Source organism: Burkholderia sp. BE17 (genome assembly GCF_009362305.1).
Classification (GTDB): Bacteria; Pseudomonadota; Gammaproteobacteria; order Burkholderiales; family Burkholderiaceae; genus Burkholderia; species Burkholderia pyrrocinia_C.
In genome coordinates this window covers 95,433-118,112 of sequence record NZ_WHNU01000031.1, presented here as the reverse complement: position 1 = coordinate 118,112, position 22,680 = coordinate 95,433, and the positions used below count along the sequence as shown (strand labels likewise).

The following is a 22,680-nucleotide window of genomic DNA, read 5'->3' as shown; positions in this document are numbered from 1 at the left end:
TTGCCTGATGACCATAGCGAGTCGGTCCCACCCCTTCCCATCCCGAACAGGACCGTGAAACGACTCTACGCCGATGATAGTGCGGATTCCCGTGTGAAAGTAGGTAATCGTCAGGCTCCCTAAGCCAGAAACCCCCGCCCGAAAGGCGGGGGTTTTTGCATTGGCGCGGCGGAAATACATGTCGAGCATCCGGCATGGGACGTATCTCGTGCTGTATGCGCCGATGGCCGCAAGGCCGGAACGCAACTTTCTGTTGTTTGTCGTGACGGTTGTTAAAGTTACTGCAGCAAGGACGCCGCAGGATTTGAGCCAAGGCGTATGGCGACTCGCCGAAAGAAGCGCTTCACGCTGAGCTACCACCAGGCAGTAAGGGCCGCGCTAAGCGGCCCTTGCCGCTTATTCCGGTTCGTCTTCCTGGGCAGCCTGACCGTAGGGCTGTTCTCGCCAGTTCAGCGCGCTGTGGTCGGGCGTGATGGTGACCTTTCGGAGGTCGAAATTGAACTCGAGATAGACGTGATCACCCGGTTTGAATCCGAACATCTCGAAATGCGCGTCGATGGCGCGCATCCATCGCATGTACGGCTGGCCATCCTGCGGAAGGTCAGGCTTGTTGTCGAGGGTCAGCTCAACCTCGGGATACCGTTTGAGCTTCTTGGGACGTGACTTACTATAGGCGTTAGCCATCTTCCGACTCCTTGTACGAGTTGGTTGTGGTCAGCGGGTCGTATGGGTGGCAGCCCATGCGGCCCGCGCTTTTTGCGGTGATGCAGTTCGAGTTTAAGCGAAGAAAGACGCTTGATGAGGCCAATACGTGCAAACTAGCCGAACGGTATAGGGTGCATCCGCCATCTAGAATTTCGTGCTGCCGAACCGTGAGGAGCGGAGGTTGCGGTTGGCGAAATTGTCGGCAAGTGGCAAGGAGAACTACGTGTCGTTGTTGAAGCGGATGTTCGATCAATTTGTGCGCCAGCGTCGGAATCAACGCATCACACGAGCGTTGCTGGAAGAGCACAGAGCAGCAGCGGTACGACTCTTCGATACGGATCTGGATGTCTTGCGCAAGACCTTCGCGAGTACGCCGACGGCGCTTCAGTCCACACCTCTTCCGAACTATCCTGGGGCCGTGTGGATGGGGCACATCGGCATCAATGCGTTTAGTGTGACGCAGGATATTGAGGTCGAACACTTCCCTGTCTATTTCAATCTTGTTGCGGCTGGCAATGAGCGTTTGGGGCGGCACTGGTTCGGGCGGAGTGATGCGACTCGTACGTTTTTCTCCAGTGCTGACCGTTTCTCGGGAAAAACGATCAGTTTGCTGACGAGTGACGTCGAACTCATTTGTGCAGTGTCAGCGGCAAAATTCAATCCGCCACCGCCCTGGATCGCGTGGTATGAGCTCGGCCCCCTGATTCACAATCTGCAAGGAGATGCGCAGTATTGGTACGAGAACGTCTGGGATCGATACTGGGAAAGTCTGAGTTTGGCCGAGCAAGATACGTTCGTCGAAGGGCGACGATCGTCGACTAACGCCTACCTTACCGCAACGCAGCGGGAGGATTGGATTGAATCAATTCGAATGCGGGACAAGCGATATCGAGAGCGATGAGGGGGGCGTCGAGCTTGGTATGAATGATATGGTGCCACCCGTCTGGTTCTGGAGCATGGACGCTACACAAGGAATCATGGCGGGATATCGGAAGGCGGCTTTCTGTCGACCGTGAACGTCGATCATTTCAAGTGTTACTCTCCGCGTGACCAACGGATGGCTGCAGTGTTGTAGTAGATGGAAGCGAATGACATGTTCTGAACAATAACGCTAGTAGGCTCGCCGCTCACATCACGGGAAAGGCATCCGGTCGATGCTTCATTGTGCGAAAGAGGTATGTGTCAGTGAAATCAAAGGCTTGGGTTTTTGTTCAATATACGAGTAACATTGGTAGCTGGTAACATGCAGGGCGTCGCAATCTCCGATGTGGTTCGTTACTATTGCGATGTGTTTGCACAAAATAGATGTTGCTACAAGAAAAGGTAGCTACATTTCATAATTTACGAAAATGGCAAAATCACAAAAACCTGCAGTCATAGATCGTATCTTCGACACGTTGTGGGATCCGGTGGGGCAACGGTTGCGTCGAACAGTTGTGACTAACGAAGATGTCGTGACCGCAATTGCGTGGTGCAGAGCGAACTTAGGATCGACTCTTTCGGAAAAGAATCCAGCGAATTTCATGAAAGATATTATTCGAGGAAGTAACGCCTCGAATATGTGGCCTGATCGATTGAAGGCGCGCCGTTATGGCGGAAGACAGGTTACCGGGGATGGCAACGTCTTCGAGTTCGTTCCTTACGAGGCTGGACAGGATGAGCCCTTCCCGAATCGATTCGGCTATCATGAGGGAGTATGGACACACAAAATTCAGAGTATTTCTATCCCGTTAGATAGCAAAGCGCTCGGACGTGATGATGAAACCTATCTCATCCAAGTTGCTGTAAAGCTAGCTGTTGTGGAGACACACTTTGCTTTGCGCTCGCCAATCGATGTTATCGAATTGACTCATCTTCAGATCGGTATAAAATTGAGACTATGCGAAGTCGATTCGCTATTCTCAGCAAAATATCGCGACGAAAATGGAGTGACTCAGCAGATGATTATTACTGCTGAGGCCAAAAAGAAAAATCAACGTATTCTGGAAGAACAAGTGATGCAGCAGGTAAAGGCTGCGTTCAACGAGACTCCAGTAAATCTCGTTGTGCCTATCGCAATGACTTCGACTACGGATGGTATCTACTTGGCAGAATTCAAGGCGATTAGGCGCAACGAGCTCGCGATTTTTACTGAGTTAGAGCTAGAGCAGGAGGCGTTATACGAGCTCTGTCCCCGCGTCCAAGGTATCTAGTTGATTGTCGCCAACGGATTGCTGTTGCTCCGTATCCGTTGCGCGGTCATCCCATTGTTTGCGTTTGGGGGCGCCCTTCTTGTCGCGTTTGCCGATGGGAGTGGAGATGCCAAAGTATGTCGATGCTTGCCCCATGTCCATTTGCAGCAATGAGACATTTCCTTGCTTCACAGGATCGTTGGGTACTGTGGGTTGTACCCCAAGCGCGTCGATTACTTGTGCAGCGACAGCGCGAGCGAGCGGCGGTGGAACGGAATTGCCGATTTGGCGTGCGCCATGCCACTTAGTTTGGTGGAGGCGGAACCAGTCTGGAAATCCGTGCAGACGCGCCATCTCTCTGACGGTAATACAGCGAGCATATTTGTAATGTATTGGGCGCGGTGACGTAAATGCGCCTCGGGCGCTGTCGGTTCCAGCGCGCAAAGTGTTACTCACGCCAGTTCGTGGCAGCTTGAAGAATCGAGAGATTGGTTCGACCGTTCCTTCTTGGGTTTCCTCGAACCTACGACGGGAGATGTCTGTATGGTCCGAGCGCATGCTGCTGGTCAAAACAGACGTATTGGACTGGCGTGAATATGAGAAATCCCAGGGTGGTCGAACGGTGCCGCGAAGAGTTTTGGCATACGCACTCGGTTTACCCCACTTCACCTTCACGGCATCCGAGCTTAGGAGTTCTTCATAATCTTCGGCATCAGGAACATCGTTGAGGGCGTCGTAGCATGACGGACCTTCGGGCAACTTTGCGAGATCGGCTTCAGTGCCTGCCGGTCGAAAGATTGGTGCGGGGTAAGCAGGTAGCTCGCTTCCTTTCTTGCAGCCCATCAAGATCAATCGCTCACGGAACTGCGGTGCGCCAAAGTGCGCGGCATTCAAAATTTTCCATGGCAGACGGATATCGTAGCCAATGGATGAGAATTCCGCGATAAGCTCATTCAGGAACTGTGCGTGCTTGCCGACAGTAATGCCTTTGACATTCTCAAATACGAATGCCTGAGCATCCAATTCATGTACTAGGCGGACGAAGTGCCGAACGAGTGCGTTACGTGGATCGTCTAGGGCGCGCTGCCCGATCATTGAAAACCCTTGGCAAGGAGCACCGCCGAACACCACATCGACTCTTTTCTTTCCGATTCCTGCGGCCTTTCGAATCTGCGCGCCAGTAAGCTTTTCGACGCTGAGAGGGATCACAGCGCAATCAGGAAAATTGAACTCATGGACAGCGGCATGGATGGGATCGATTTCAACGGCGGCAACGACGTCGAAGCCTGCCTGCTCGAATCCGAGCGATAGTCCGCCGGCTCCGGCGAACAGGTCGATTCCAATTGGTCGGCTCATGGTTACTCTCTTCCTATCACAGCATCAGATTATTAGAACGGGATCGTACCGGAATGTTGTCAACAAGTCGATCGAAATTTTGCACTTTGGCCCAAGAACGAGCTCAACGTCTCTTCTACTGCCGATAGGTCCCGTAGTTCGCATTGCCATACCGTCAACACGCTCCAACCGGCTTGGGTTAGATCGGCAACATTCCTGGCATCTCTATCTCGGTTCGCTTGGATTTTGGGACCCCAGTAGTCAACGGACGACTTCGGTAACGCCCCCTTCTTACAGTTGTGCCCATGCCAGTAGCAGCCATGGACGAAAATGACCTTCTTGCGACCAGCGAATACGATGTCTGGAGTGCCGGGCAATCCGCGGACGTTCAAGCGATACCGATAGCCAAGACGATGCAGCAGCTTTCGCACGGTCAACTCGGGCCCGGTGTTTCGGGTTCCGACCGCACGCATGATCTTACTGCGCTGGGCTGGGGTACGGGTATCGGCCATTAGGCATAGTGCAGAGGGCGATTGCCTTGCATATTGTTGCGCCCATCGGTGGCGACGTCACAATTGCTCGCGGATGAAATGGGGCGTCGCATGGATCAAGCTTGCGGAGACTCTGCGGACATGCAGTCGATCACAGGGCCGAGGTGGCGATACCGAAGAGATTGCTGCTGCCGGTATCATGGTCGTACACGAGGTGACGGTTGGTCTGGACTCAACATCTGATCGGAGGGCGTCGAAGATTGGCACCGAAGCATCCCTGCTGTGGTTGCCAATCTTCGGTACTGTACCTCAAACGTCAATATTGCCAGCCCGCAGAGCATTGCTCTCAATAAACGCCCGACGCGGCTCCACATCATCCCCCATCAGCGTAGTAAAGATCCCATCCGCCGCAATAGCATCCTCGATCTGCACGCGCAGCAGTCGCCGCACCGTCGGATCCATCGTCGTTTCCCACAGCTGACCAGGGTTCATCTCTCCGAGCCCCTTATACCGCTGCTTCGAAACATTCCGTTCGGCATCCGCAAGCAGCCACTTCATCGCGCTCTTGAAGTCGCTCACAGCCATGCTGCGCTCACCACGCTTGATAACAGCACCTTCCCCGATAAGCCCCGTGAAGGTATTCGCGGTGGCCACGAGCTGCTGATAATCCGCCGTGTGCTGGAATTCCTGATCGATGACCGAAACCCGCACATTCCCGTGATGGGTGCGTTCGACATGCAGCGACCGCTGCTCGCGCACCGGATCATACGAAGGCACCACGCGCACTTCGTTCTTCAGCGCTTCATCATGCAACGCAGCGTGCAGCGCCTTAGCCGAAGCCTCCGTAGAAGCCTCGTTGGAGAGATCAATAGCAACCCCGTCCATGATCGCTTCCAGCGCGGCCGGGTCATACAACCGGCTCAACCGGTTGATCACGCTCTGCGACAGCAGATACGACCGCGCCAGCTCCCCAAGCGCGTCGCCGGAAATCACGGCCGCATTCTCGCCAGGCACCAGCTCCGAGCCTTGCAGCGCCAACCGCAGCATGTGCGCGTTGAGCTCCACATCGTCCTTCAGATACCGCTCGTCCTTGCCCGCCTTGATCTTGTAAAGCGGCGGCTGCGCGATATACACATACCCGCGCTCGATCATGTCCGGCATCTGGCGATAGAGGAACGTGAGCAGCAGCGTCCGGATGTGCGCACCGTCGACGTCCGCGTCGGTCATGATGATGATGCGGTGATAGCGCAGCTTGTCGAGGTTGTAATCTTCCTTGCCGATGCCGCAGCCAAGCGCGGTCACGAGCGTGACGATCTGCTCCGACGACAGCAGCTTGTCGTAACGCGCCTTCTCGACGTTCAGCACCTTGCCGCGCAGCGGCAGGATTGCCTGGAACTTGCGGTCACGCCCTTGCTTGGCCGAGCCGCCTGCCGAGTCGCCCTCGACGATGTAGATTTCGCACTTCGCCGGGTCTTTCTCCTGGCAGTCCGCGAGCTTGCCCGGCAGGCCGACGCCGTCGAGCACACCCTTGCGGCGCGTCATCTCGCGCGCCTTGCGCGCAGCATCGCGCGCACGCGCGGCTTCGACGATCTTCCCGCAAATGATCTTCGCGTCGAGCGGCGTTTCCAGCAGGAACTCTTCCAGCGCCTTCGCCACGACTTCTTCAACCGGCGCGCGCACTTCGGACGAAACCAGCTTGTCCTTCGTCTGCGAGCTGAACTTCGGCTCCGGCACCTTCACCGACAGCACGCACGACAACCCTTCACGCATGTCGTCGCCGGTCGTTTCGACCTTGGCCTTCTTCGCGATTTCGTTATCGGTGATGTACTTGTTGATGACGCGCGTCATCGCGGCCCGCAGGCCGGTCAGGTGCGTGCCGCCGTCGCGCTGCGGAATATTGTTCGTGAAGCACAGCACGTTCTCGTTGTAGCTGTCGTTCCACTGCATCGCGACTTCGACGCCCACGCCGTCCTTCTCGCCGTTGGCGTGGAAAATCGTCGGGTGCAGGTTGGTCTTCGTCTTGTTGATGTACTCGACGAAGCCCTTCACACCGCCGGCGAACGCGAAATCGTCTTCCTTGCCCGAACGCAGGTCGGTCAGGCGAATCCGCACGCCGTTGTTCAGGAACGAGAGCTCGCGCATCCGCTTCGCGAGGATGTCGTAGTGATATTCAACCGTGCCGAAAATGGTCGGATCGGCCATGAAGTGCACTTCGGTGCCGCGGTTCTCGGTATCGCCGGTCACGAGCATCGGCGACACTTCCACGCCGTCCACCATCTCGAGCACGCGATCCTGCGCGACGCCGCGATGGAACTCCATGAAACGCTTCTTGCCGCCGCGGCGCACGGTGAGGCGCAGCCAGCTCGACAGCGCGTTCACGCACGACACGCCCACGCCGTGCAGGCCGCCGGACACCTTGTAGCTGTTCTGGTCGAACTTGCCGCCGGCGTGCAGCTCGGTCATCACGATCTCGGCGGCGCTGCGCTTCGGCTCGTGCTTGTCGTTCATCTTCACGTCGGTCGGAATCCCGCGGCCGTTGTCGGTCACGGAAATCGAGTTGTCGGCGTGAATCGTCACGTGGATGTCGTTGCAGTACCCGGCCAACGCTTCGTCGATCGAGTTGTCGAGCACCTCGAACACGAGGTGATGCAGACCGGTGCCGTCCGACGTGTCGCCGATGTACATCCCGGGGCGCTTGCGCACCGCTTCCAGACCTTCGAGGATCTGGATCGACGAGGCGCCGTAGCTGCTGTTATCGGGTTGCGAATTGTGCTGTTCACTCATGGATATCTTCCGGTTCTGCGAGGCCACTCTAGTGGCGGCGCGGTGCGTTTCAGCGAGAAATCGCCGGGCCGCTCCAGTTTCCTGGCTCGTCCACGGTGCCGGTCAGGCACCGAAAGGACGGGTTGTCGGTTCGCCATAAAAACGCCAAAGGGGCTTGCCGCCCCCTGGTGTGTGTCTTGATGTCGCGCGCGTCAGATGCGCATCGGCATCACGACATACTTGAACTCGTCGTTCTCGGGCACCGTGATCAGCGCGCTCGAGCTGGCGTCGCCGAGGCTCACCTGCACGGTGTCGACCTTCAGGTTCGCGAGCACGTCGAGCAGATACGTGACGTTGAAGCCGATGTCGACGGTGTCGCCCTGGTAGGCGATTTCCAGTTCTTCCTGCGCCTCTTCCTGATCGGCGTTGGTCGACATGATCTTCAGCTGGCCCGGCGCGATGATGCAGCGCACGCCCTTGAACTTGTCCGAGGTCAGGATCGCCGCGCGTTGCAGCGAGCGCTGCAGTTCTTCACGGCCGATCTCGAACGTGTTCTTGTGCGCCTTCGGGATCACGCGCTGGAAGTCGGGGAACTTGCCCTCGACGAGTTTCGACACGAGCTCGACCTGGCCGAACGTGAATTTGGCCTGGGTTTGCGCGATGTCGATGGTGACGGTGTCGTCGATGTCTTCGAGCAGGCGTTGCAGCTCGAGGATCGTCTTGCGCGGGACGATCACTTCCTGGCGGCCGAACGTGCCGCCTTCGAGCTTCATCGACGAGAACGCGAGGCGGTGGCCGTCGGTGGCCACGGCCATCAGTTGGTCGCCGTCGACGACGAGCAGCATGCCGTTCAGGTAGTAGCGGATGTCCTGCTGCGCCATCGCGAAGTGCACCATGCCGAGCAGCTGGCGGAACGACTTCTGCGGGACGGTGAGGGTCGCGCCGAAATCCTTCGCCTGCGCGACGGTCGGGAACTCGTCGGCCGCCAGCGTCTGCAGTGCGAAACGGCTCTTGCCCGATTGCACGGTGAGGCGCTTGTCGGCGAGCGACAGCGTGACCTGGCCGTCAGGCATCGCGCGCAGGATGTCGAGCAGCTTGCGGGCCGCGACGGTGGTGGCCACCTGGTCGCCGCCGACGCCGAAATCGGCGCGCGTGGTGATCTGCAGCTCCAGGTCGGTCGACAGGAATGAAACGTCCGGGCCGTTCTTGGTGATCAGCAGGTTGGCGAGGATCGGCAACGTATGGCGGCGTTCGACGATGCCGCTGACCGTTTGCAGCGGCCTGAGGAGGGTGTCTCGTTCGGTCTTGACCAGTTGCATAGAGTTCCTTCGTTGAGTAACGGCCTGCAGCGCAGCAGCCTCGCAGCGCCCCGCCAGCCGGGCTCTTGGCCCACCACCGCCGGGGCGGTCAAACCAGTATTGTGCCTCAAAACCGAACCGCCCCCCTTAATTTGGGGCGGATGCCGAATTATCAAGCGCGCCCGCGCGCTCAGCCCTTCAGCGTCTGTTCCAGCACGTGCAGCTCGTGATTGAGCTGCGCATCCTTGCTGCGCTCGTCGGCGATCTTGCGCACCGCGTGCAGCACGGTGGTGTGATCGCGCCCGCCGAACAGCTCGCCGATTTCCGGCAGGCTCTTCTGCGTGAGTTCCTTCGCGAGATACATCGCGATCTGCCGCGGCCGCGCGATGTTCGCGGGACGCTTCTTCGAATACATGTCGGCGACCTTGATGTTGTAGAAGTCGGCGACGGTCTTCTGGATGTTCTCGACCGAAATCTGCCGGTTCTGCACGGTCAGCAGGTCCTTCAGCGCTTCCTTGGTCAGCTCGATCGAGATCTCGCGGCCGTGGAACTTCGAATACGCGAGGATCTTGCGCAGCGCGCCTTCGAGTTCGCGCACGTTCGAGCGCAGGTGCTTCGCGACGAAGAACGCGACATCTTCAGACAGGTTCACGCCTTCCGACTGCGCCTTGCGCATCAGGATCGCGACGCGCATTTCCAACTCGGGCGGCTCGATCGCGACGGTCAGGCCCGAGTCGAAACGCGAGATCAGGCGATCGTCGATACCCGAGATTTCCTTCGGATACGTGTCGCTGGTGATGATCACCTGCGCCTTGTTCGCGACCAGCGCCTCGAACGCGTAGAAGAATTCCTCTTGCGTGCGCGACTTGCCGGAGAAGAACTGGATATCGTCGATCAGCAGCAGGTCGAGCGAGTGGTAGTAGCGCTTGAAGTCGTCGAACGCCTTGCGCTGGTACGCCTTCACCACATCCGACACGTATTGCTCGGCGTGGATGTAGCGGATCCGCGCGCCGGCCTTGTCGAGCAGCAGCTGGTTGCCGATCGCGTGGATCAGGTGGGTCTTGCCGAGGCCGACGCCGCCGTACAGGAACAGCGGGTTGTACGAGATGCCGGGGTTGTCCGCGACCTGGATCGCGGCGGCGCGCGCCAACTGGTTGGCCTTACCGGTCACGAAGTTGTCGAACGTGAGTACGGGGTTCAGCTTCGAGCGCTCGTACATCGAATCGGCTTCGCCGCCATTGGCGGGTGCGGCACCGGGGCCCGGGCGCCACGTGCGGCGGCCGGCGGCCGCTTCGTGCGCGGGCAGGCTCGGCAGGTCGATGTCGGCGTCGTCGGCGTTCAGGTGGTGCGCGGCGGCCGCCGACGGCGTCATCGGCACGTCGGCCGGCGCGGCGGGCGCAGCCGCGGCATGCGCGGTCAGGTTGGCGGCGATCGCGGCCACCGTGGCGGCCGGGCCGCTCGGCTGCAGCGGCGCGCGCGGGGCTGCCGACGCGGCGCCGGCTGCGGCGCTGCGCATGCCGGCCTTCGGATCGAGGACGAACTGGACTTCGATCGGCGCGTTCCAGAAATCCCGGGCCAGATCGGAGATCCGGCCCGAAAACTGGCTCTTGACCCAGTCCAGCTTGAAGCGGTTCGGCGCGGCGATGGACAGCGTGTTCGCCGACGCATCGAAGGCCACCGGGGCCAAGGGTTTGATCCACGTCACGTACTGCTGGGGCGTCAGCTCGCGCTCCAGCAGTGCGGAACAGTGTTGCCAGAAATCGTTCATCAAGTAGCTGTCGTTTTTTGCATGCACAGCGCGGCTCGCCGGCGCCCTTGTCGCGATGGCGCAACAAGGCCCGAAGCGGTCGTGCGAGCGTGCCTCGGACGCCTGCGTCACAGTCGTGGAGAGGCAGGCGGGAGCCGGGGCGGCGTGCGGGATTCTTGGAGATAAGGCGAGATTCTAACGCCAAACGCGGCCACAGCGGGACTTATCCACAGGCTGTGATTGTGGGTCGCGGGGCCGGATCGGCGCGGGCCGGCACAGGCGCGTGACTCGTAAAGTATTGACCGTCAAGAGAAAAACGGTTTAAATAGCGGGTTCCGCGAAAACCAATCCTGTATTCCCGGCGATTGCGTTCGCCCGAATGCCTCCGGTTAAGGGCACGCGGTCCCCTGAATTTCGACATTCTCGAACAAGTGAGAACATCATGAAACGTACTTACCAACCGTCCGTGACGCGCCGCAAGCGCACCCATGGCTTCCGTGTCCGCATGAAGACGGCAGGTGGCCGCAAGGTCATCAACGCTCGCCGCGCGAAGGGCCGCAAGCGCCTCGCCATCTAAGGCAGGTTGCGCGCTGTGTCCGCCGTCCGCAGTCCCGCGGAAGGTGCCGTCGAGCCGGGTGCGAATCCGTCGCAGACGAAAGCCGCCTTCCCGAAAGCTGCGCGACTTCTGAAAACGGATGAATTTTCATCCGTTTTTCGTTTGCGCCCCTGGCGGCGTTCCGCGCACTTCGTGATTTACGGCAAGCCGACTGGTGAGCCCGCGCGTCTGGGGCTCGTCGTCGGCAAGAAGTATGCGCCGCGTGCAGTCACGCGTAATCTCGTGAAGCGGCTGGCGCGCGACGCGTTTCGCTTGCGCCAGGCTGAATTCGCCGGTTACGACCTGCTGCTGCGGCAGCACACGCGCTTCGACAAGAAAGCGCTGCCGAGCGCGGCTTCCGCCCCGCTCGCGGCGATGTGCGCGGCCGAGATCCGCGAGCTGCTCGACAGGGCAGTCCGGGAAATCGCGCGCCGTGCGTCGAAGCCCGCGTCCGAGTGACGCATCCGTTCGCGGTGCGGCGTTCGCGCCCGCCCGGCCGGTTTTGACGCGGCGCCGAACGGCGTCGCCCAAGGTATGGAAACGGTCTTGATCGCGTTGCTGCGCTTCTACAAGGTTGCCGTGAGCCCCCTGCTCGGCAACCGTTGCCGTTTTTATCCTTCCTGTTCGGATTACGCGCGCGAGGCAATCCAGTATCATGGCGCCGCGCGCGGCACGTATCTCGCCGTCAGGCGCGTGTGCCGATGCCATCCGTTTTCCGCGGGCGGCATCGACCTCGTCCCGCCGCCCAACTCCGACAATCGCGCTCGCGGCGAAGCCGACGCGCGGTCCCATCGACTCTGAGACAACGCATGGATATCAAACGCACCGTCCTATGGGTGATCTTCTTCATGTCAGCTGTCATGCTGTACGACAACTGGCAGCGTTCCCATGGACGCCCGTCGATGTTCTTCCCGAGCGCCACGCAGACTGCCCCCGCGGCCGCTGCCGGCGGCGCATCGGGCACGGGCGCGACGACGACGACCGCAGGTGAAGTGCCTGCCGCCGCAGCCGGCGCCGCACCGTCGACGACGGCACCGGCCGCCCAGGCGCAGCTCGTGAAGTTCTCGACCGACGTGTACGACGGCGAAATCGACACGCGCGGCGGCACGCTCGCGAAGCTGACGCTGAAGAAGCAGGGCGACGGCAAGCAGCCCGACCTGTACATCACGCTGTTCGACCACACGGCCGGCCACACGTATCTCGCACGCTCGGGCCTGCTCGGCGGCGACTTCCCGAATCACAACGACGTCTACACGCAGGTGAACACCGGCTCGACGTCGATGACGGGCGACCAGAACGCGCTGAAGCTGTCGTTCGAATCGCCGGTGAAGGGCGGCGTGAAGGTCGTGAAGACCTACACGTTCACGCGCGGCAGCTACGTGATCGGCGTCGATACCAAGATCGACAACGTCGGCACGGCGCCTGTCACGCCGACGGTCTACATGGAACTCGTCCGCGACAACACGGCCGTCGAAACGCCGATGTTCTCGCATACGTTCCTCGGGCCGGCGGTCTACACGGACGCGAAGCACTTCCAGAAGATCAACTTCAGCGACCTCGACAAGAACAAGGCCGACTACGTGACCTCCGCCGACAACGGCTGGGTCGCGATGGTGCAGCACTACTTCGCGTCGGCCTGGATTCCGCAGCAGGGCACGAAGCGCGACATCTACGCTGAGAAGATCGATCCGACGCTGTATCGCGTCGGCGTGAAGCAGCCGGTCGCCGCGATCGCACCGGGCCAGTCGGCCGACGTGCAGGCACGCCTGTTCGCCGGTCCGGAAGAAGAGCGCATGCTCGAAGGCATCGCGCCGGGCCTGGAACTCGTGAAGGACTACGGCTGGGTGACGATCATCGCGAAGCCGCTGTTCTGGCTGCTCGAGAAGATCCACGGCTACGTCGGCAACTGGGGCTGGGCGATCGTGCTGCTGACGGTGCTGATCAAGGCCGTGTTCTTCCCGCTGTCGGCTGCGAGCTACAAGTCGATGGCGCGCATGAAGGAAATCACGCCGCGCATGCAGGCGCTGCGCGAACGCTTCAAGAGCGATCCGCAGAAGATGAACGCCGCGCTGATGGAGCTGTACAAGACCGAGAAGGTCAATCCGTTCGGCGGCTGCCTGCCGGTCGTGATCCAGATCCCGGTGTTCATTTCGCTGTACTGGGTGCTGCTCGCGTCGGTCGAGATGCGCGGTGCGCCGTGGATTCTGTGGATTCACGACCTGTCGCAGCGCGATCCGTTCTTCATCCTGCCGGTGCTGATGGCCGTGTCGATGTTCGTGCAGACGAGCCTGAACCCGACGCCGCCGGACCCGGTCCAGGCGAAGATGATGAAGTTCATGCCGATCGCGTTCTCGGTCATGTTCTTCTTCTTCCCGGCCGGCCTCGTGCTGTACTACGTCGTGAACAACGTGCTGTCGATCGCGCAGCAGTACTACATCACGCGCAAGCTCGGCGGGGTCAAGAAGAAACCGGCCTGACGCCCGTCGCATCCGTGGGCGGCGAGCCGCCCGCGATGCACGTAAAAAAGCCGCATGGTTCGCCCATGCGGCTTTTTTTGTTTCTCGGCGGCGGCGCGCGGTGTGCGTTGCGCGTGCCGTTCCCGGTCAGGCTTTCTTCGCTTCGATTTTCGGTTCGCCGTAGAACTGCTCGACCAGTTCCTGAACGAGGTAGCGCTGATGCGGAGACAGTGCCTCGATCTTCGACGCGAGTTCGATCGTCTCGGGCGTCGGCGGATAGCGCTCGTCGCGCGGCAACGGTTGGGGCGTCGGGTGTTCGATCACGCTCGGCGACGGCCCGTAATGCAGCCAGTGCAGTTCGACGCGCAGCCATTCGGCGAGCGTTTCGAGTTTGTCCGACGTCGGAATCGTGCGGCCCGTCAGCCACTTGTGCGCGGTTTGCGGCGAAACGGGATGCGTTCCGCGGTGGCGCAGATTGAACCGATTCGCAAGCTCCGTCGCACCGGTGACCTTCTCCGGACTGCGCCGCAGGGCGAATTTCAGGCGTTCCGAGAACGCGGCTTTTTCTTCGGATGTCGGCATGGGGGAGATTGTGCAATTCCACCGATGCGTTTCAGACAACCATATGGGATAAACGTATCTCATTCGGACTAATCCCGGGCTTGCGCAGGATGAGCCGCGGAATTGAGGGACGCCGTGTCAGCCCGCTCCGGCAGGCATACTCGTCCGAAACGGTGGCTGTGTCATCACGCTGGACTGATACTCGACTTATCCCCGGTGGGATAAATTCGGGCGAGTCCGAATACCGCGTGGCGTCCGGTGGCGTGTGAGCCGGCACGCTACAATGCCGGCGTTCCGATGCCCGAACTGTTGCGCGGGCGCACCACTCATTGCCTGATTACCCGATTCATCCGATTCCCATGCTCGCTACCGATTCCGATCCGATCGTCGCCATTGCCACTGCTGCCGGCCGGGGCGGCATCGGCGTCGTCCGCGTGTCGTTCGGGCGCGGCGGCGAGGCGGCCGCGCGGCCGCTGATCGACGCGTTGTGCGGGCAGAAGCTCGCGCCGCGCCATGCGAGCTATGTGCCGTTCCTGGACGAGCACGGCGCGCCGCTCGACCGCGGGATCGCGCTGTATTTCCCGGCGCCGCATTCGTACACCGGTGAACATGTGCTCGAGCTGCAGGGGCATGGTGGGCCGATCGTGATGCAGCTGCTGCTGCAGCGCTGCCTGGATGCGGGGCGCGGTTTCGGGCTGCGGCTCGCGGAGCCGGGCGAGTTCACGCGGCGCGCGTTCCTGAACGACAAGCTCGACCTCGCGCAGGCCGAGGCCGTTGCCGACCTGATCGAGGCAAGCACCGAGGCCGCCGCGCGTTCGGCCGGGCGTTCGCTTGATGGCGCGTTTTCGCGGCAGATCCATGCGCTCGTCGAAGACGTGATCACGCTGCGGATGCTGGTCGAGGCGACGCTCGATTTTCCGGAAGAGGAGATCGATTTCCTGGAAGCGGCCGATGCACGCGGCAAGCTCGCGAAGATCCGCGAGCAGCTCGCGCACGTGCTTGGCGATGCGCGGCAGGGTGCGCTGCTGCGCGAAGGGTTGTCGGTCGTGCTTGCGGGGCAGCCGAACGTCGGCAAGTCGTCGCTGCTGAATGCGCTGGCCGGCGCGGAGCTGGCGATCGTCACGCCGATCGCGGGCACGACGCGCGACAAGGTCGCGCAGACGATCCAGGTCGAAGGAATTCCGCTGCACATCATCGATACGGCCGGGTTGCGCGAGACGGAGGATGAAGTCGAGCGAATCGGGATTGCGCGCACGTGGAGCGAGATCGAGCGCGCGGACGTCGTGCTGCACCTGCTCGATTCGCGCACGGGGCTGACGCCGGACGACGAGACGATCGCAGCGCGGTTTCCGGGCGGCGTGCCGGTGGTGCGCGTGCTGAACAAGACGGATCTGACCGGCGTGCCGGCCCGCGTCGAGCATCCGGCTGCGGAAGGCGATCTGACCGAGGTGCATCTGTCGGCGAAGCGCGGCGACGGGATCGACATGCTGCGTGCGGAACTGCTGCGGATCGCGGGGTGGCAGGCGGGAGCCGAAGGCGTGTATCTCGCGCGCGAGCGGCATCTGATCGCATTGCGAGCGGCGCAGGAGCATCTGGCGCAGGCGGCGGATCATGCGGAGCAAAGAGCGCAGTCGCTCGATCTGTTTGCCGAGGAGCTGAGGCTCGCGCAGGAACAGCTCAATGCGATTACCGGGGAGTTCACCTCGGATGATCTGCTGGGGGTGATTTTCAGCAGGTTTTGTATCGGGAAGTGAGCGGTCGCAAAAAGTTGCAGGCGAGAATGGTCTGCCGTTGCCTGGACGGCCGTCGGCGTGGCGATCATCAAACGGGCCGGCGCAGAGTCGTTTTACAAGCGCGGACGCGCTGCTAATAGTCTGTCGCTAAGCAATGGAGGCAGCGATATATAAACAGAGTTATCGCCGCCGTCACCCCTTGAAAAGGATACGTATACGTCACTATAGCTATGCCAGGAAATTTCCGGAACAGGTGTGCTAAATGTATGTTGAGCCAGCAATTTTCCGGTTTGCGCACTATATACGCGGCCAGCGTACTGGGGATTTCCGCCCGGAACCCGGGTTAGCAGGCATAGATTGGCAATATATGTTCCGTCCGGGGATGTCGATTTTCTGCACTCTTCTCCGTACGGTGTGCGATCAATGGCGAAAAAAACGATAAGCACAATAACGAGCAGTGTGCGGGAAACTCTGGAAACTGCAAAAGTACTTTGAGGTGATTTGTTACTCGATTTATTTTGCGTATTGCTCATGGAAGATTGGTCCGTAGGAATACCATGAGCATATCGTTTGTCGGGGGCGATGCCAAAATCTCGGCAGCCTTGCACTGCAAGCCGCGACCGGCCGTGACAATTCGCAAGTATTCTCCGTGTGCGTGGAGTCGCCGTTCGACGCACCATGGTGCTTGATGTGTTGGCAATCGGCGGCTCATTTCACCATGTCGCACAAGCGATTCTCTCTCCGAGTCCAGTCGGGTCTCTGTCATATTCATGATGGATTTCCTTATGTACTGGAAATTGATCGGTATGCCGCTGGCTCGATGATTGACCGAGCAGGTTGATTTCGTCGGAGATCGCCGGAGTCCGTTTCATTGAGGCGGGGAAAGCCCGGCATACACGCCGATTGAGGCCGCACTCGACAAGCGCCCGTACGGCTCTCTTCTATACTCCGGATAAAAGTCGATGACGAACGAGAAAATTCCGTACTACATAGCAAGCAAATTGCTTTGGCGGTGGAAGCTTCGCGACGGCGCGGACGGCTGCAAGATTGTTCCCAATATCGCGCTATCGATGGATATGGATCCGCCACCGTTGCCAAAACGACCGGCATCGGAGGCGGTGCCGACCAAACCTGCACCAAAATCCCCGAAGCCCGATACACTGGATCAAATGGTTGATGACATTGCTCGGATAGCCGATGCGATTTCACGCTTCAAGACTTGGCTGAACACGCCCGACCCACCGGAAATTCCTAGTCCTGCCCCGATCACAAAAAAGAAGGAATTCGTACCGCCGTTTGATATTCAGGAGATTCCAGGCGCGATGCGTAAGCTTTGGATGCCTATCTCGGCAAAGTTGATGGAGCGGTGGTTTGCCGGCTCGCTAAACTATTCGCCAACCGATGGTGATGAGATGGCTTATATCAATCAGGATGGCGAGCCATATCCGCCCGAAATGTACGACACAAAGACAATCAAGCTTGACTGGGTGCTTAAATATGAGCGAGCAAAGGTGCAGTATGATGCCTTGCAACAGATAGAATACTTGCTTACTCGGAACTCGATGAACGCAATTGGGAATGCACTGTTCTCGCTCAGGGCTTCGTATAGAGAGATCGACGCTCTAGGCCTTTGCAACGGAGATTTGAAGGAACTGCACAGGCGCTTTCAGTTCCAGCGCGCAGGAGTGGAAAGCTCGCTCAGTCAAAAGATTGAAACGTTCTTTGCTCAGCGAGTGCGTAATGGTGGAATACCGGATGATCTGACTGGCGCACTTGGTTCATTTGGTTTTTACGCTGCAATCGGTTATGCGTACTTCAATCAAGATGGCAGTCATGTGACGATCACCTCTATTATAATTTACATCAAGGACAATTACACGTTCACTACAGAAGCGGGGCAACCATCGCAATATCTCGGGCACTGGAACAGAAACGGTGCCGCCATCGTACCCGCTTCAGTGGCTGCTGGGGCGGCGGGCATCCCATGGATAGATTACCCCATTGCGGTTGGCGACATGCGAGTACCAGGGAACGTTTATTACCCTGTCCGGAACAACTCGTTTCGTCAATGGCAGAAGCGCTATCATCGTGGTGGTGATTTCGTTATTTTTTCCGACTACCGTTACGTCAGGTTGCGGGAACCTATTAAACTTCGATTCGCATGAGCGCGACCATCAACGAAACCGGTATCGCCATGATGGTAATTCTTCTGACTGTAATATTACCGGTCGTCGCGCTTGCTTTTCTGGTGCGATTGCTGCATTCGATCTTATCCAAGCCGGGCGGTTGGGGGGGCGCTATTGCGGAGGAGGTCGGAATTTTAATTCGACGAACCTTCGCGGTAGTTTCTATAGTTGTTGCCCTTGGCATCACCTGGAGCTACTGGAAGGATGCACAACTGCGTGCGATTTGCGATCAGAGTCAGCGAAACAGCGAGCGCTCTCCGCATGGCGGTTATTGGGCTGGATACTGCTATTTCGGAGATACGATCGTTCTCAGACTGTACGATGAGGGGGGGGCGCGCCCTATTGCCGAACGAACGTATCGAGACACATCGGGCATACCCGTTAAGCTCCATTGGGGAAAAGAGACATTGATGTACCGCGAAGAGCTAGATCTCGGTGAAATCAGTTTGCCGCCGACCTTTCTTGACAAGATGCTTGCGCGACTCCCGTAGCAGATCACGTCGATGTCGACGATTCACGAACTGCTGGGCGAACCGTACCAACTGGATGCCGACGACACTCTGATCGAAGACTCGAACAGGATGCCCGCCTCAAGTGTCTCCACTACGAAACGCTCGCCGCGCTACAGGTATTTCTGATGCATGCCGAACTGACCACGCCGGCCTGATTGCGTGGCGATCCGGATCGTCGATCCCGCATCGGCAAGCATGCCGATCGACGCGTCCGGACCCTCACCCGCGTCAATCCCAATGCCGATGATGGTGGTAATACCCGCCATCACCGTAATACCCACCACCGTCAGGCACCACGATACAGCCGCTCAGCAACACGGCGACGCCGGCAATCAGCAAAAGGGTTTTCTTCATGGCGCTCACCTGCTCGGGTTCGTTATTAAACCCAGCATAGCGAGCGCCCGCAACACGGGCTGTAAGCATTGGTATCCCTGCCCCGCATTGCGTAACGGCGCATTATTCCGGTCAAAATGACCGTAACAAATGCCCCAAACAGCAGACGTTTTCAGGCGGCGGCGACCCTGTTTCGCCCTGCATCCTTCGCACGATACAGCGCGGCATCGGCGGCTTCGATCAACGCGTCGGGTGTCGACAGCTCGTCGGCCGACACGGTCGCGCAGCCGACGCTGACGCTCACGCGCCCCGCCGGCGAAGCAGGCATCGCGAGATCGAGCCGCAACACGGCTTCGCGCACCTCTTCGGCAACGACCCGCGCGCCGCGCGCGCCCGTGTTCGGTAGCACGATCGCGAACTCCTCGCCGCCGTAGCGCGCGACGATATCCGCGGGCCGCCTCACGGCGCCGGCCAGCGCGTTCGCGACCGCGATCAGGCACGCATCGCCCTTCACGTGACCGAACGCGTCGTTGTATGCCTTGAAGCGATCGACGTCGACCATCAGCATCGACAGCGGTTCGCCTTGCCGCCGCGCCTGCAGGAACAGCGTATGGAAATGATCGTTGAAGTGGCTGCGGTTGAACGCGCCCGTCAGCCCGTCGCGTGACGAAGATCGAATCAGCGTGGCATGCGCCTCGAACAGCTGCTGGTACAGCATCGTCACTTCCCATGCGAGCACGCACACGAGCACGCCGGGCGTGAACATGCTGAACACGCGCGCGACATACCAGCCGACCGTGAAGCGGTTCGTGGTCAGCAGGTTCAGCGTCGTGTCGGTGAGGCACGCGAGCACCGCGATCGCAAGCCACAGGTCGAGCGTCGTGCGCAGCCGGCCGGAGGCCAGCACGGCCACGAGCGCAAGCGCGTTGAGTATCCACACGACGAGCGCGACGCCATTGACGGGCAGCAAGGCCGCGTCGCCGGGCGGATGGAACGCGGGCGGCAGCGATACGTTCAGCGCGAGCGCGCACAGCAGCGCGGCCGCAGCGGCCGGCCCACCGACCAGCGCGATGGCCCACCGGCGCGTCTGTTTCTCGCCGACCGGTGCGTGCGTCAGCCGCTCGCGCGCGAGCAGCGCGGCCATCACGAAGCACGGGAAGCCCGCATGCCAGAAGATCCACATCCACGCGGCGCTTTGCGGGCGAGCGCCGAGCAGGCCCTGCGGCGCGAACACGCCCGGAAAGGTGAGCAACTGCAGCGCGACGGCGAGCGCGGTGAATGCATAGGCGCCGCCGAGCGCGCCGAGCACCGGCTGGCGCGTCACGGTGAACTGCGCGCCGAGGAAGAACGCGGCGATGCTCGCGGTCGTGAACACGGTGAGCGCACACATCGGCATGAACGGCTCGACGGCCGGCAGCGTGACGTTCGCGTGCGGCGCGGCGATCCCGAGCGCAAGCAGGATGACGAGCGCCGTCAGCGCGCCGAACCAGAGCTGACGGCGCGTCGTGTGCTGGATCAGGATGCCTTCCATGGAGTCCCCCGGACACGCGTGCGCAAACGCCCGGTCTTGCGCCGGGCGCCACGCATCCCGGCCGCGGCGCGACCGGTGCGGCCCGATCCTATCGCGTTATTGGCGCGCGCTCAAATGCCGAGCCCCGGGCCGAAGTTGCCGGCGACCCAGTGCGTGACGGCGTTGACGTCCGCGTAGTCCTGTTCGGGCAGGCCGTCGAGCATCGACAGCACCTCGTTGCTGGCGCCGGCATCGCGCGCGGCATCGACGATCGCATCCTTGTTCGCCGGGTAGCGGACGGCCGCCAGCACGTCGGCGATCTGCAGGTCGATGGTTTCGTTAGGGATATCGTGCGGAGGGAGGGCGGGCTTGTCGTTCACGTCGGTGTCTCGCGGGTTGGGCGGGAATCGGTTCGAAGCGGAATAAGGGTGCACCACGCGTTGCCCGGCCCGGGGCGGCCCGGCCGGTGCGCGCTGCGGATCGACGGCGATCGGCTCAATGCCCGCGTCGCACGCGGCGCCACGGATGCTTCCAGTCGATGTGCGGAGCGTTTTCGTCGCGCGGATGCTGGCGCCGATGTTCCTGCCAAAGTTCGTCGGAAAACAACGCTGCGACGATCACGAGCGGCAGCACGAGAAAAATACCGAGTATGACTTGCTCGATCACGATAGCCTCCCTGCAGTGGCAGGAACCCTTGCTCACATTCTAGGCTCTGAACTTCGCCCGCGTTCAACTTCTCACAGTGCGGAACAGGCCCGAGCGCGGCCGCGCCGCACGGGCGTTCCGCACGTGCGCCGGCATCAAAAAGGACATGAACATGCAACTCCAGAACGATACCAATACGCTTGCGCTGCGGCCGCTGGAGCGCCAGGACCTGCGCTTCGTCCACGAGCTGAACAACGACGCGAAGATCATGCGCTACTGGTTCGAGGAGCCGTACGAAACCTTTTCGGAACTGTCGCAGCTGTATGACCGCCACGTGCACGACCAGCGCGAGCGCCGTTTCGTCGCGGTCGATGCGCAAGACGACCTGGTCGGTCTCGTCGAATTGATCGAGCTCGACTACATCCATCGCCGCGGCGAGTTCCAGATCATCATCGCGCCGCAATGCCAGGGGCGCGGCTATGCGGGCCAGGCGACGCGCCTCGCGATCAAGTACGCATTCAACGTACTGAACATGCGCAAGCTGTACCTGATCGTCGATACGTCGAATGCGGCGGCGATTCACGTGTACGAAAAATGCGGTTTCCAGCACGAGGCTGAATTGAAGGAAGAATTTTTCGGCAACGGCGCGTATCACAACGCATATCGCATGTGCATCTTCCAGCGCGATTATTTCGAGCGCCAGCAATCGGCCTGAATAAAGCAGGGTAAACACGCTGACGAACGACGCCCGCGGCACGGCCTCCGCGGGCGCAGGATGCATGCGGGGAAACACGGATAAATACGGACGCGCTTATACCTGGCATTTTTCTTGTATCAGGTAAATGCGATTCCGCGCTGCGGTAATGTCGGATCGTTTCGGATGACTTTATGTGCAACGCATCAAAATGATCCGGATATAGAAATGGATTATCCAAACCGTTCAATCGTCGCCTTGTAACTTTGCTGAAAGTCTTGCCGGGTAACGCTTTCCGCCCGGCGCCACGGGCCTGTCCGGCGCACGGCAGGCTTTGTCCCACGCGCGCATCGCGCGAAAAACGGGCTGCGCACGGGGTGCGACAATCCGCCGCTATTGCGGTCGCACAACAAATGTGCTTGCTATCGCTTGCCGGTCTTCTAAAGTGAAAAATGCGGGTTGACGATTACCTTTAAACACATAGCTAACCCAAGCCTGGTGCCCGCAAGCCTGGAGACAAAAAATGATGAAGCGTACCGGTATCCTTTTTGCCCTCGTCGGCGCATTTTGCGCGGTGTCGATTGCCCAGGCCGGCGGCGATTCGGCGGTCAAGCCGACGCAGGAAATCCAGCTGACGAAGAACGCGTGGGGCTGCCTGTCGAAAGACAATCTGGACTCCGTACTGAGTCACGAACGCGACGGCAAGTCGCAGGCGAAGCAGCAGTATTTCGACGACTACCGCTGCCTGTCGGTGCCGGAAGGCCAGCGCTTCCGCGTGGTGTCGGTCGACCAGGGCGACGTGCAGTTCGTCAGCGCCGACAACAGCGACCAGCAGGGTCTCTGGACCGATTCGCGCTTCGTCAAGCAATAACCGCGCAGTCACCGCGCAGTCGTACGACGCGCGAGCGCGCCGGCCCGATGAGCCGGCGGCGCGAAGCGAACGCG

The 22,680-nt window shown here is 60.2% G+C and carries 23 protein-coding genes and 1 rRNA gene; 12 read left to right on the top strand and 12 right to left on the bottom strand.

Going from position 1 to position 22,680, the window contains the following annotated elements; all coding sequences use genetic code 11:
• The first annotated feature begins 3 nt into the window (after positions 1-3).
• A 5S ribosomal RNA gene (gene rrf / locus GD429_RS25325) occupies positions 4-116 on the top strand.
• A gap of 280 nt (positions 117-396) precedes the next feature.
• On the opposite strand, the gene GD429_RS25320 is transcribed toward rrf, so the two are convergent.
• Positions 397-684, bottom strand: a complete 288-nt coding sequence (locus GD429_RS25320) for a hypothetical protein (RefSeq protein WP_034179401.1) — start codon at positions 682-684, stop codon at positions 397-399.
• Between the two features lie 244 nt (positions 685-928).
• Between GD429_RS25320 and GD429_RS25315 the strand changes: the two genes are divergently transcribed.
• Both GD429_RS25315 and GD429_RS25310 read left to right on the top strand, forming a co-directional pair.
• The gene (locus GD429_RS25315; protein WP_152860922.1) at positions 929-1,606 is read left to right on the top strand and encodes a hypothetical protein; all 678 of its coding nucleotides are present in this window, start codon (positions 929-931) and stop codon (positions 1,604-1,606) included.
• 448 nt (positions 1,607-2,054) lie between these two features.
• Positions 2,055-2,897, top strand: coding sequence for a hypothetical protein (locus GD429_RS25310; protein WP_193727190.1), 843 nt, complete (start codon positions 2,055-2,057; stop codon positions 2,895-2,897).
• Here the strand turns inward: GD429_RS25310 and GD429_RS25305 are convergent.
• The 5 genes from GD429_RS25305 to dnaA form a co-directional block, all read right to left on the bottom strand.
• Positions 2,862-4,232 carry a DNA cytosine methyltransferase gene (locus GD429_RS25305; RefSeq protein WP_152860920.1) on the bottom strand — a complete coding sequence of 457 codons (1,371 nt, stop codon included), beginning with the start codon at positions 4,230-4,232 and terminating at the stop codon, positions 2,862-2,864. The genes GD429_RS25310 and GD429_RS25305 overlap by 36 nt on opposite strands.
• Positions 4,233-4,291: 59 nt before the next feature.
• Entirely contained in the window at positions 4,292-4,723 is a 432-nt protein-coding gene (locus GD429_RS25300; protein ID WP_152860918.1) for a very short patch repair endonuclease, read from the bottom strand.
• A 288-nt stretch (positions 4,724-5,011) separates the two neighbouring features.
• Positions 5,012-7,486, bottom strand: coding sequence for a DNA topoisomerase (ATP-hydrolyzing) subunit B (gene gyrB, locus GD429_RS25295; protein ID WP_152860916.1), 2,475 nt, complete (start codon positions 7,484-7,486; stop codon positions 5,012-5,014).
• A gap of 191 nt (positions 7,487-7,677) precedes the next feature.
• Positions 7,678-8,784, bottom strand: a complete 1,107-nt coding sequence (gene dnaN / locus GD429_RS25290; RefSeq protein ID WP_006756934.1) for a DNA polymerase III subunit beta — start codon at positions 8,782-8,784, stop codon at positions 7,678-7,680.
• 169 nt (positions 8,785-8,953) lie between these two features.
• The gene (dnaA, locus tag GD429_RS25285; RefSeq protein WP_152860914.1) at positions 8,954-10,531 is read right to left on the bottom strand and encodes a chromosomal replication initiator protein DnaA; all 1,578 of its coding nucleotides are present in this window, start codon (positions 10,529-10,531) and stop codon (positions 8,954-8,956) included.
• A 421-nt stretch (positions 10,532-10,952) separates the two neighbouring features.
• Here dnaA and rpmH point away from each other — a divergent pair, with 421 nt between their 5' ends.
• From rpmH to yidC, 4 genes are all read left to right on the top strand, one after another.
• Complete coding sequence (rpmH, locus tag GD429_RS25275; protein WP_004198824.1) at positions 10,953-11,087, top strand: 50S ribosomal protein L34; 135 nt, start codon at positions 10,953-10,955, stop codon at positions 11,085-11,087.
• A 15-nt stretch (positions 11,088-11,102) separates the two neighbouring features.
• Positions 11,103-11,564: a ribonuclease P protein component gene (gene rnpA, locus GD429_RS25270; RefSeq protein WP_321574862.1), complete on the top strand. Its 462-nt coding sequence runs from the start codon at positions 11,103-11,105 to the stop codon at positions 11,562-11,564.
• A 75-nt stretch (positions 11,565-11,639) separates the two neighbouring features.
• Positions 11,640-11,906: a membrane protein insertion efficiency factor YidD gene (gene yidD, locus GD429_RS25265; protein ID WP_152860910.1), complete on the top strand. Its 267-nt coding sequence runs from the start codon at positions 11,640-11,642 to the stop codon at positions 11,904-11,906.
• Between the two features lie 8 nt (positions 11,907-11,914).
• A complete protein-coding gene (gene yidC, locus GD429_RS25260; protein WP_152860908.1) occupies positions 11,915-13,582 on the top strand; it encodes a membrane protein insertase YidC in 1,668 nt (555 codons plus the stop codon).
• 126 nt (positions 13,583-13,708) lie between these two features.
• Here the strand turns inward: yidC and GD429_RS25255 are convergent, their stop codons facing one another.
• Positions 13,709-14,143 (bottom strand): transcriptional regulator, encoded by a 435-nt coding sequence (locus GD429_RS25255; protein ID WP_047899365.1) that lies wholly within the window; start codon positions 14,141-14,143, stop codon positions 13,709-13,711.
• A 338-nt stretch (positions 14,144-14,481) separates the two neighbouring features.
• Between GD429_RS25255 and mnmE the strand changes: the two genes are divergently transcribed.
• Complete coding sequence (gene mnmE / locus GD429_RS25250) at positions 14,482-15,876, top strand: tRNA uridine-5-carboxymethylaminomethyl(34) synthesis GTPase MnmE (RefSeq protein WP_152860906.1); 1,395 nt, start codon at positions 14,482-14,484, stop codon at positions 15,874-15,876.
• Between the two features lie 92 nt (positions 15,877-15,968).
• Here the strand turns inward: mnmE and GD429_RS25245 are convergent, their stop codons facing one another.
• Positions 15,969-16,388, bottom strand: a complete 420-nt coding sequence (locus GD429_RS25245; RefSeq protein WP_152860904.1) for a hypothetical protein — start codon at positions 16,386-16,388, stop codon at positions 15,969-15,971.
• Between the two features lie 429 nt (positions 16,389-16,817).
• Here GD429_RS25245 and GD429_RS25240 point away from each other — a divergent pair, with 429 nt between their 5' ends.
• The gene (locus GD429_RS25240) at positions 16,818-18,020 is read left to right on the top strand and encodes a DUF6402 family protein (RefSeq protein WP_193727189.1); all 1,203 of its coding nucleotides are present in this window, start codon (positions 16,818-16,820) and stop codon (positions 18,018-18,020) included.
• Complete coding sequence (locus GD429_RS25235; RefSeq protein WP_152860902.1) at positions 18,017-18,532, top strand: hypothetical protein; 516 nt, start codon at positions 18,017-18,019, stop codon at positions 18,530-18,532. The genes GD429_RS25240 and GD429_RS25235 overlap by 4 nt, the downstream gene beginning before the upstream one ends.
• 249 nt (positions 18,533-18,781) lie before the next feature.
• Here the strand turns inward: GD429_RS25235 and GD429_RS41660 are convergent, their stop codons facing one another.
• The 4 genes from GD429_RS41660 to GD429_RS40610 all read right to left on the bottom strand — a co-directional run bounded on the left by GD429_RS41660 (position 18,782) and on the right by GD429_RS40610 (position 21,062).
• Positions 18,782-18,907 (bottom strand): hypothetical protein, encoded by a 126-nt coding sequence (locus tag GD429_RS41660; protein WP_256980637.1) that lies wholly within the window; start codon positions 18,905-18,907, stop codon positions 18,782-18,784.
• Between the two features lie 151 nt (positions 18,908-19,058).
• A complete protein-coding gene (locus tag GD429_RS25230) occupies positions 19,059-20,417 on the bottom strand; it encodes a GGDEF domain-containing protein (RefSeq protein WP_152860900.1) in 1,359 nt (452 codons plus the stop codon).
• Between the two features lie 110 nt (positions 20,418-20,527).
• Positions 20,528-20,776: a DUF2795 domain-containing protein gene (locus GD429_RS25225; protein ID WP_321574861.1), complete on the bottom strand. Its 249-nt coding sequence runs from the start codon at positions 20,774-20,776 to the stop codon at positions 20,528-20,530.
• A 115-nt stretch (positions 20,777-20,891) separates the two neighbouring features.
• A complete protein-coding gene (locus GD429_RS40610) occupies positions 20,892-21,062 on the bottom strand; it encodes a hypothetical protein (protein ID WP_006489933.1) in 171 nt (56 codons plus the stop codon).
• Positions 21,063-21,213: 151 nt separating this feature from the next.
• Between GD429_RS40610 and speG the strand changes: the two genes are divergently transcribed.
• On the top strand, positions 21,214-21,756 hold the full coding sequence (speG, locus tag GD429_RS25215; RefSeq protein ID WP_152860896.1) for a spermidine N1-acetyltransferase: 543 nt from the start codon (positions 21,214-21,216) through the stop codon (positions 21,754-21,756).
• 502 nt (positions 21,757-22,258) lie between these two features.
• Positions 22,259-22,606, top strand: a complete 348-nt coding sequence (gene sap1, locus GD429_RS25210; RefSeq protein WP_027788811.1) for a surface attachment protein Sap1 — start codon at positions 22,259-22,261, stop codon at positions 22,604-22,606.
• Positions 22,607-22,680 lie beyond the last annotated feature (74 nt).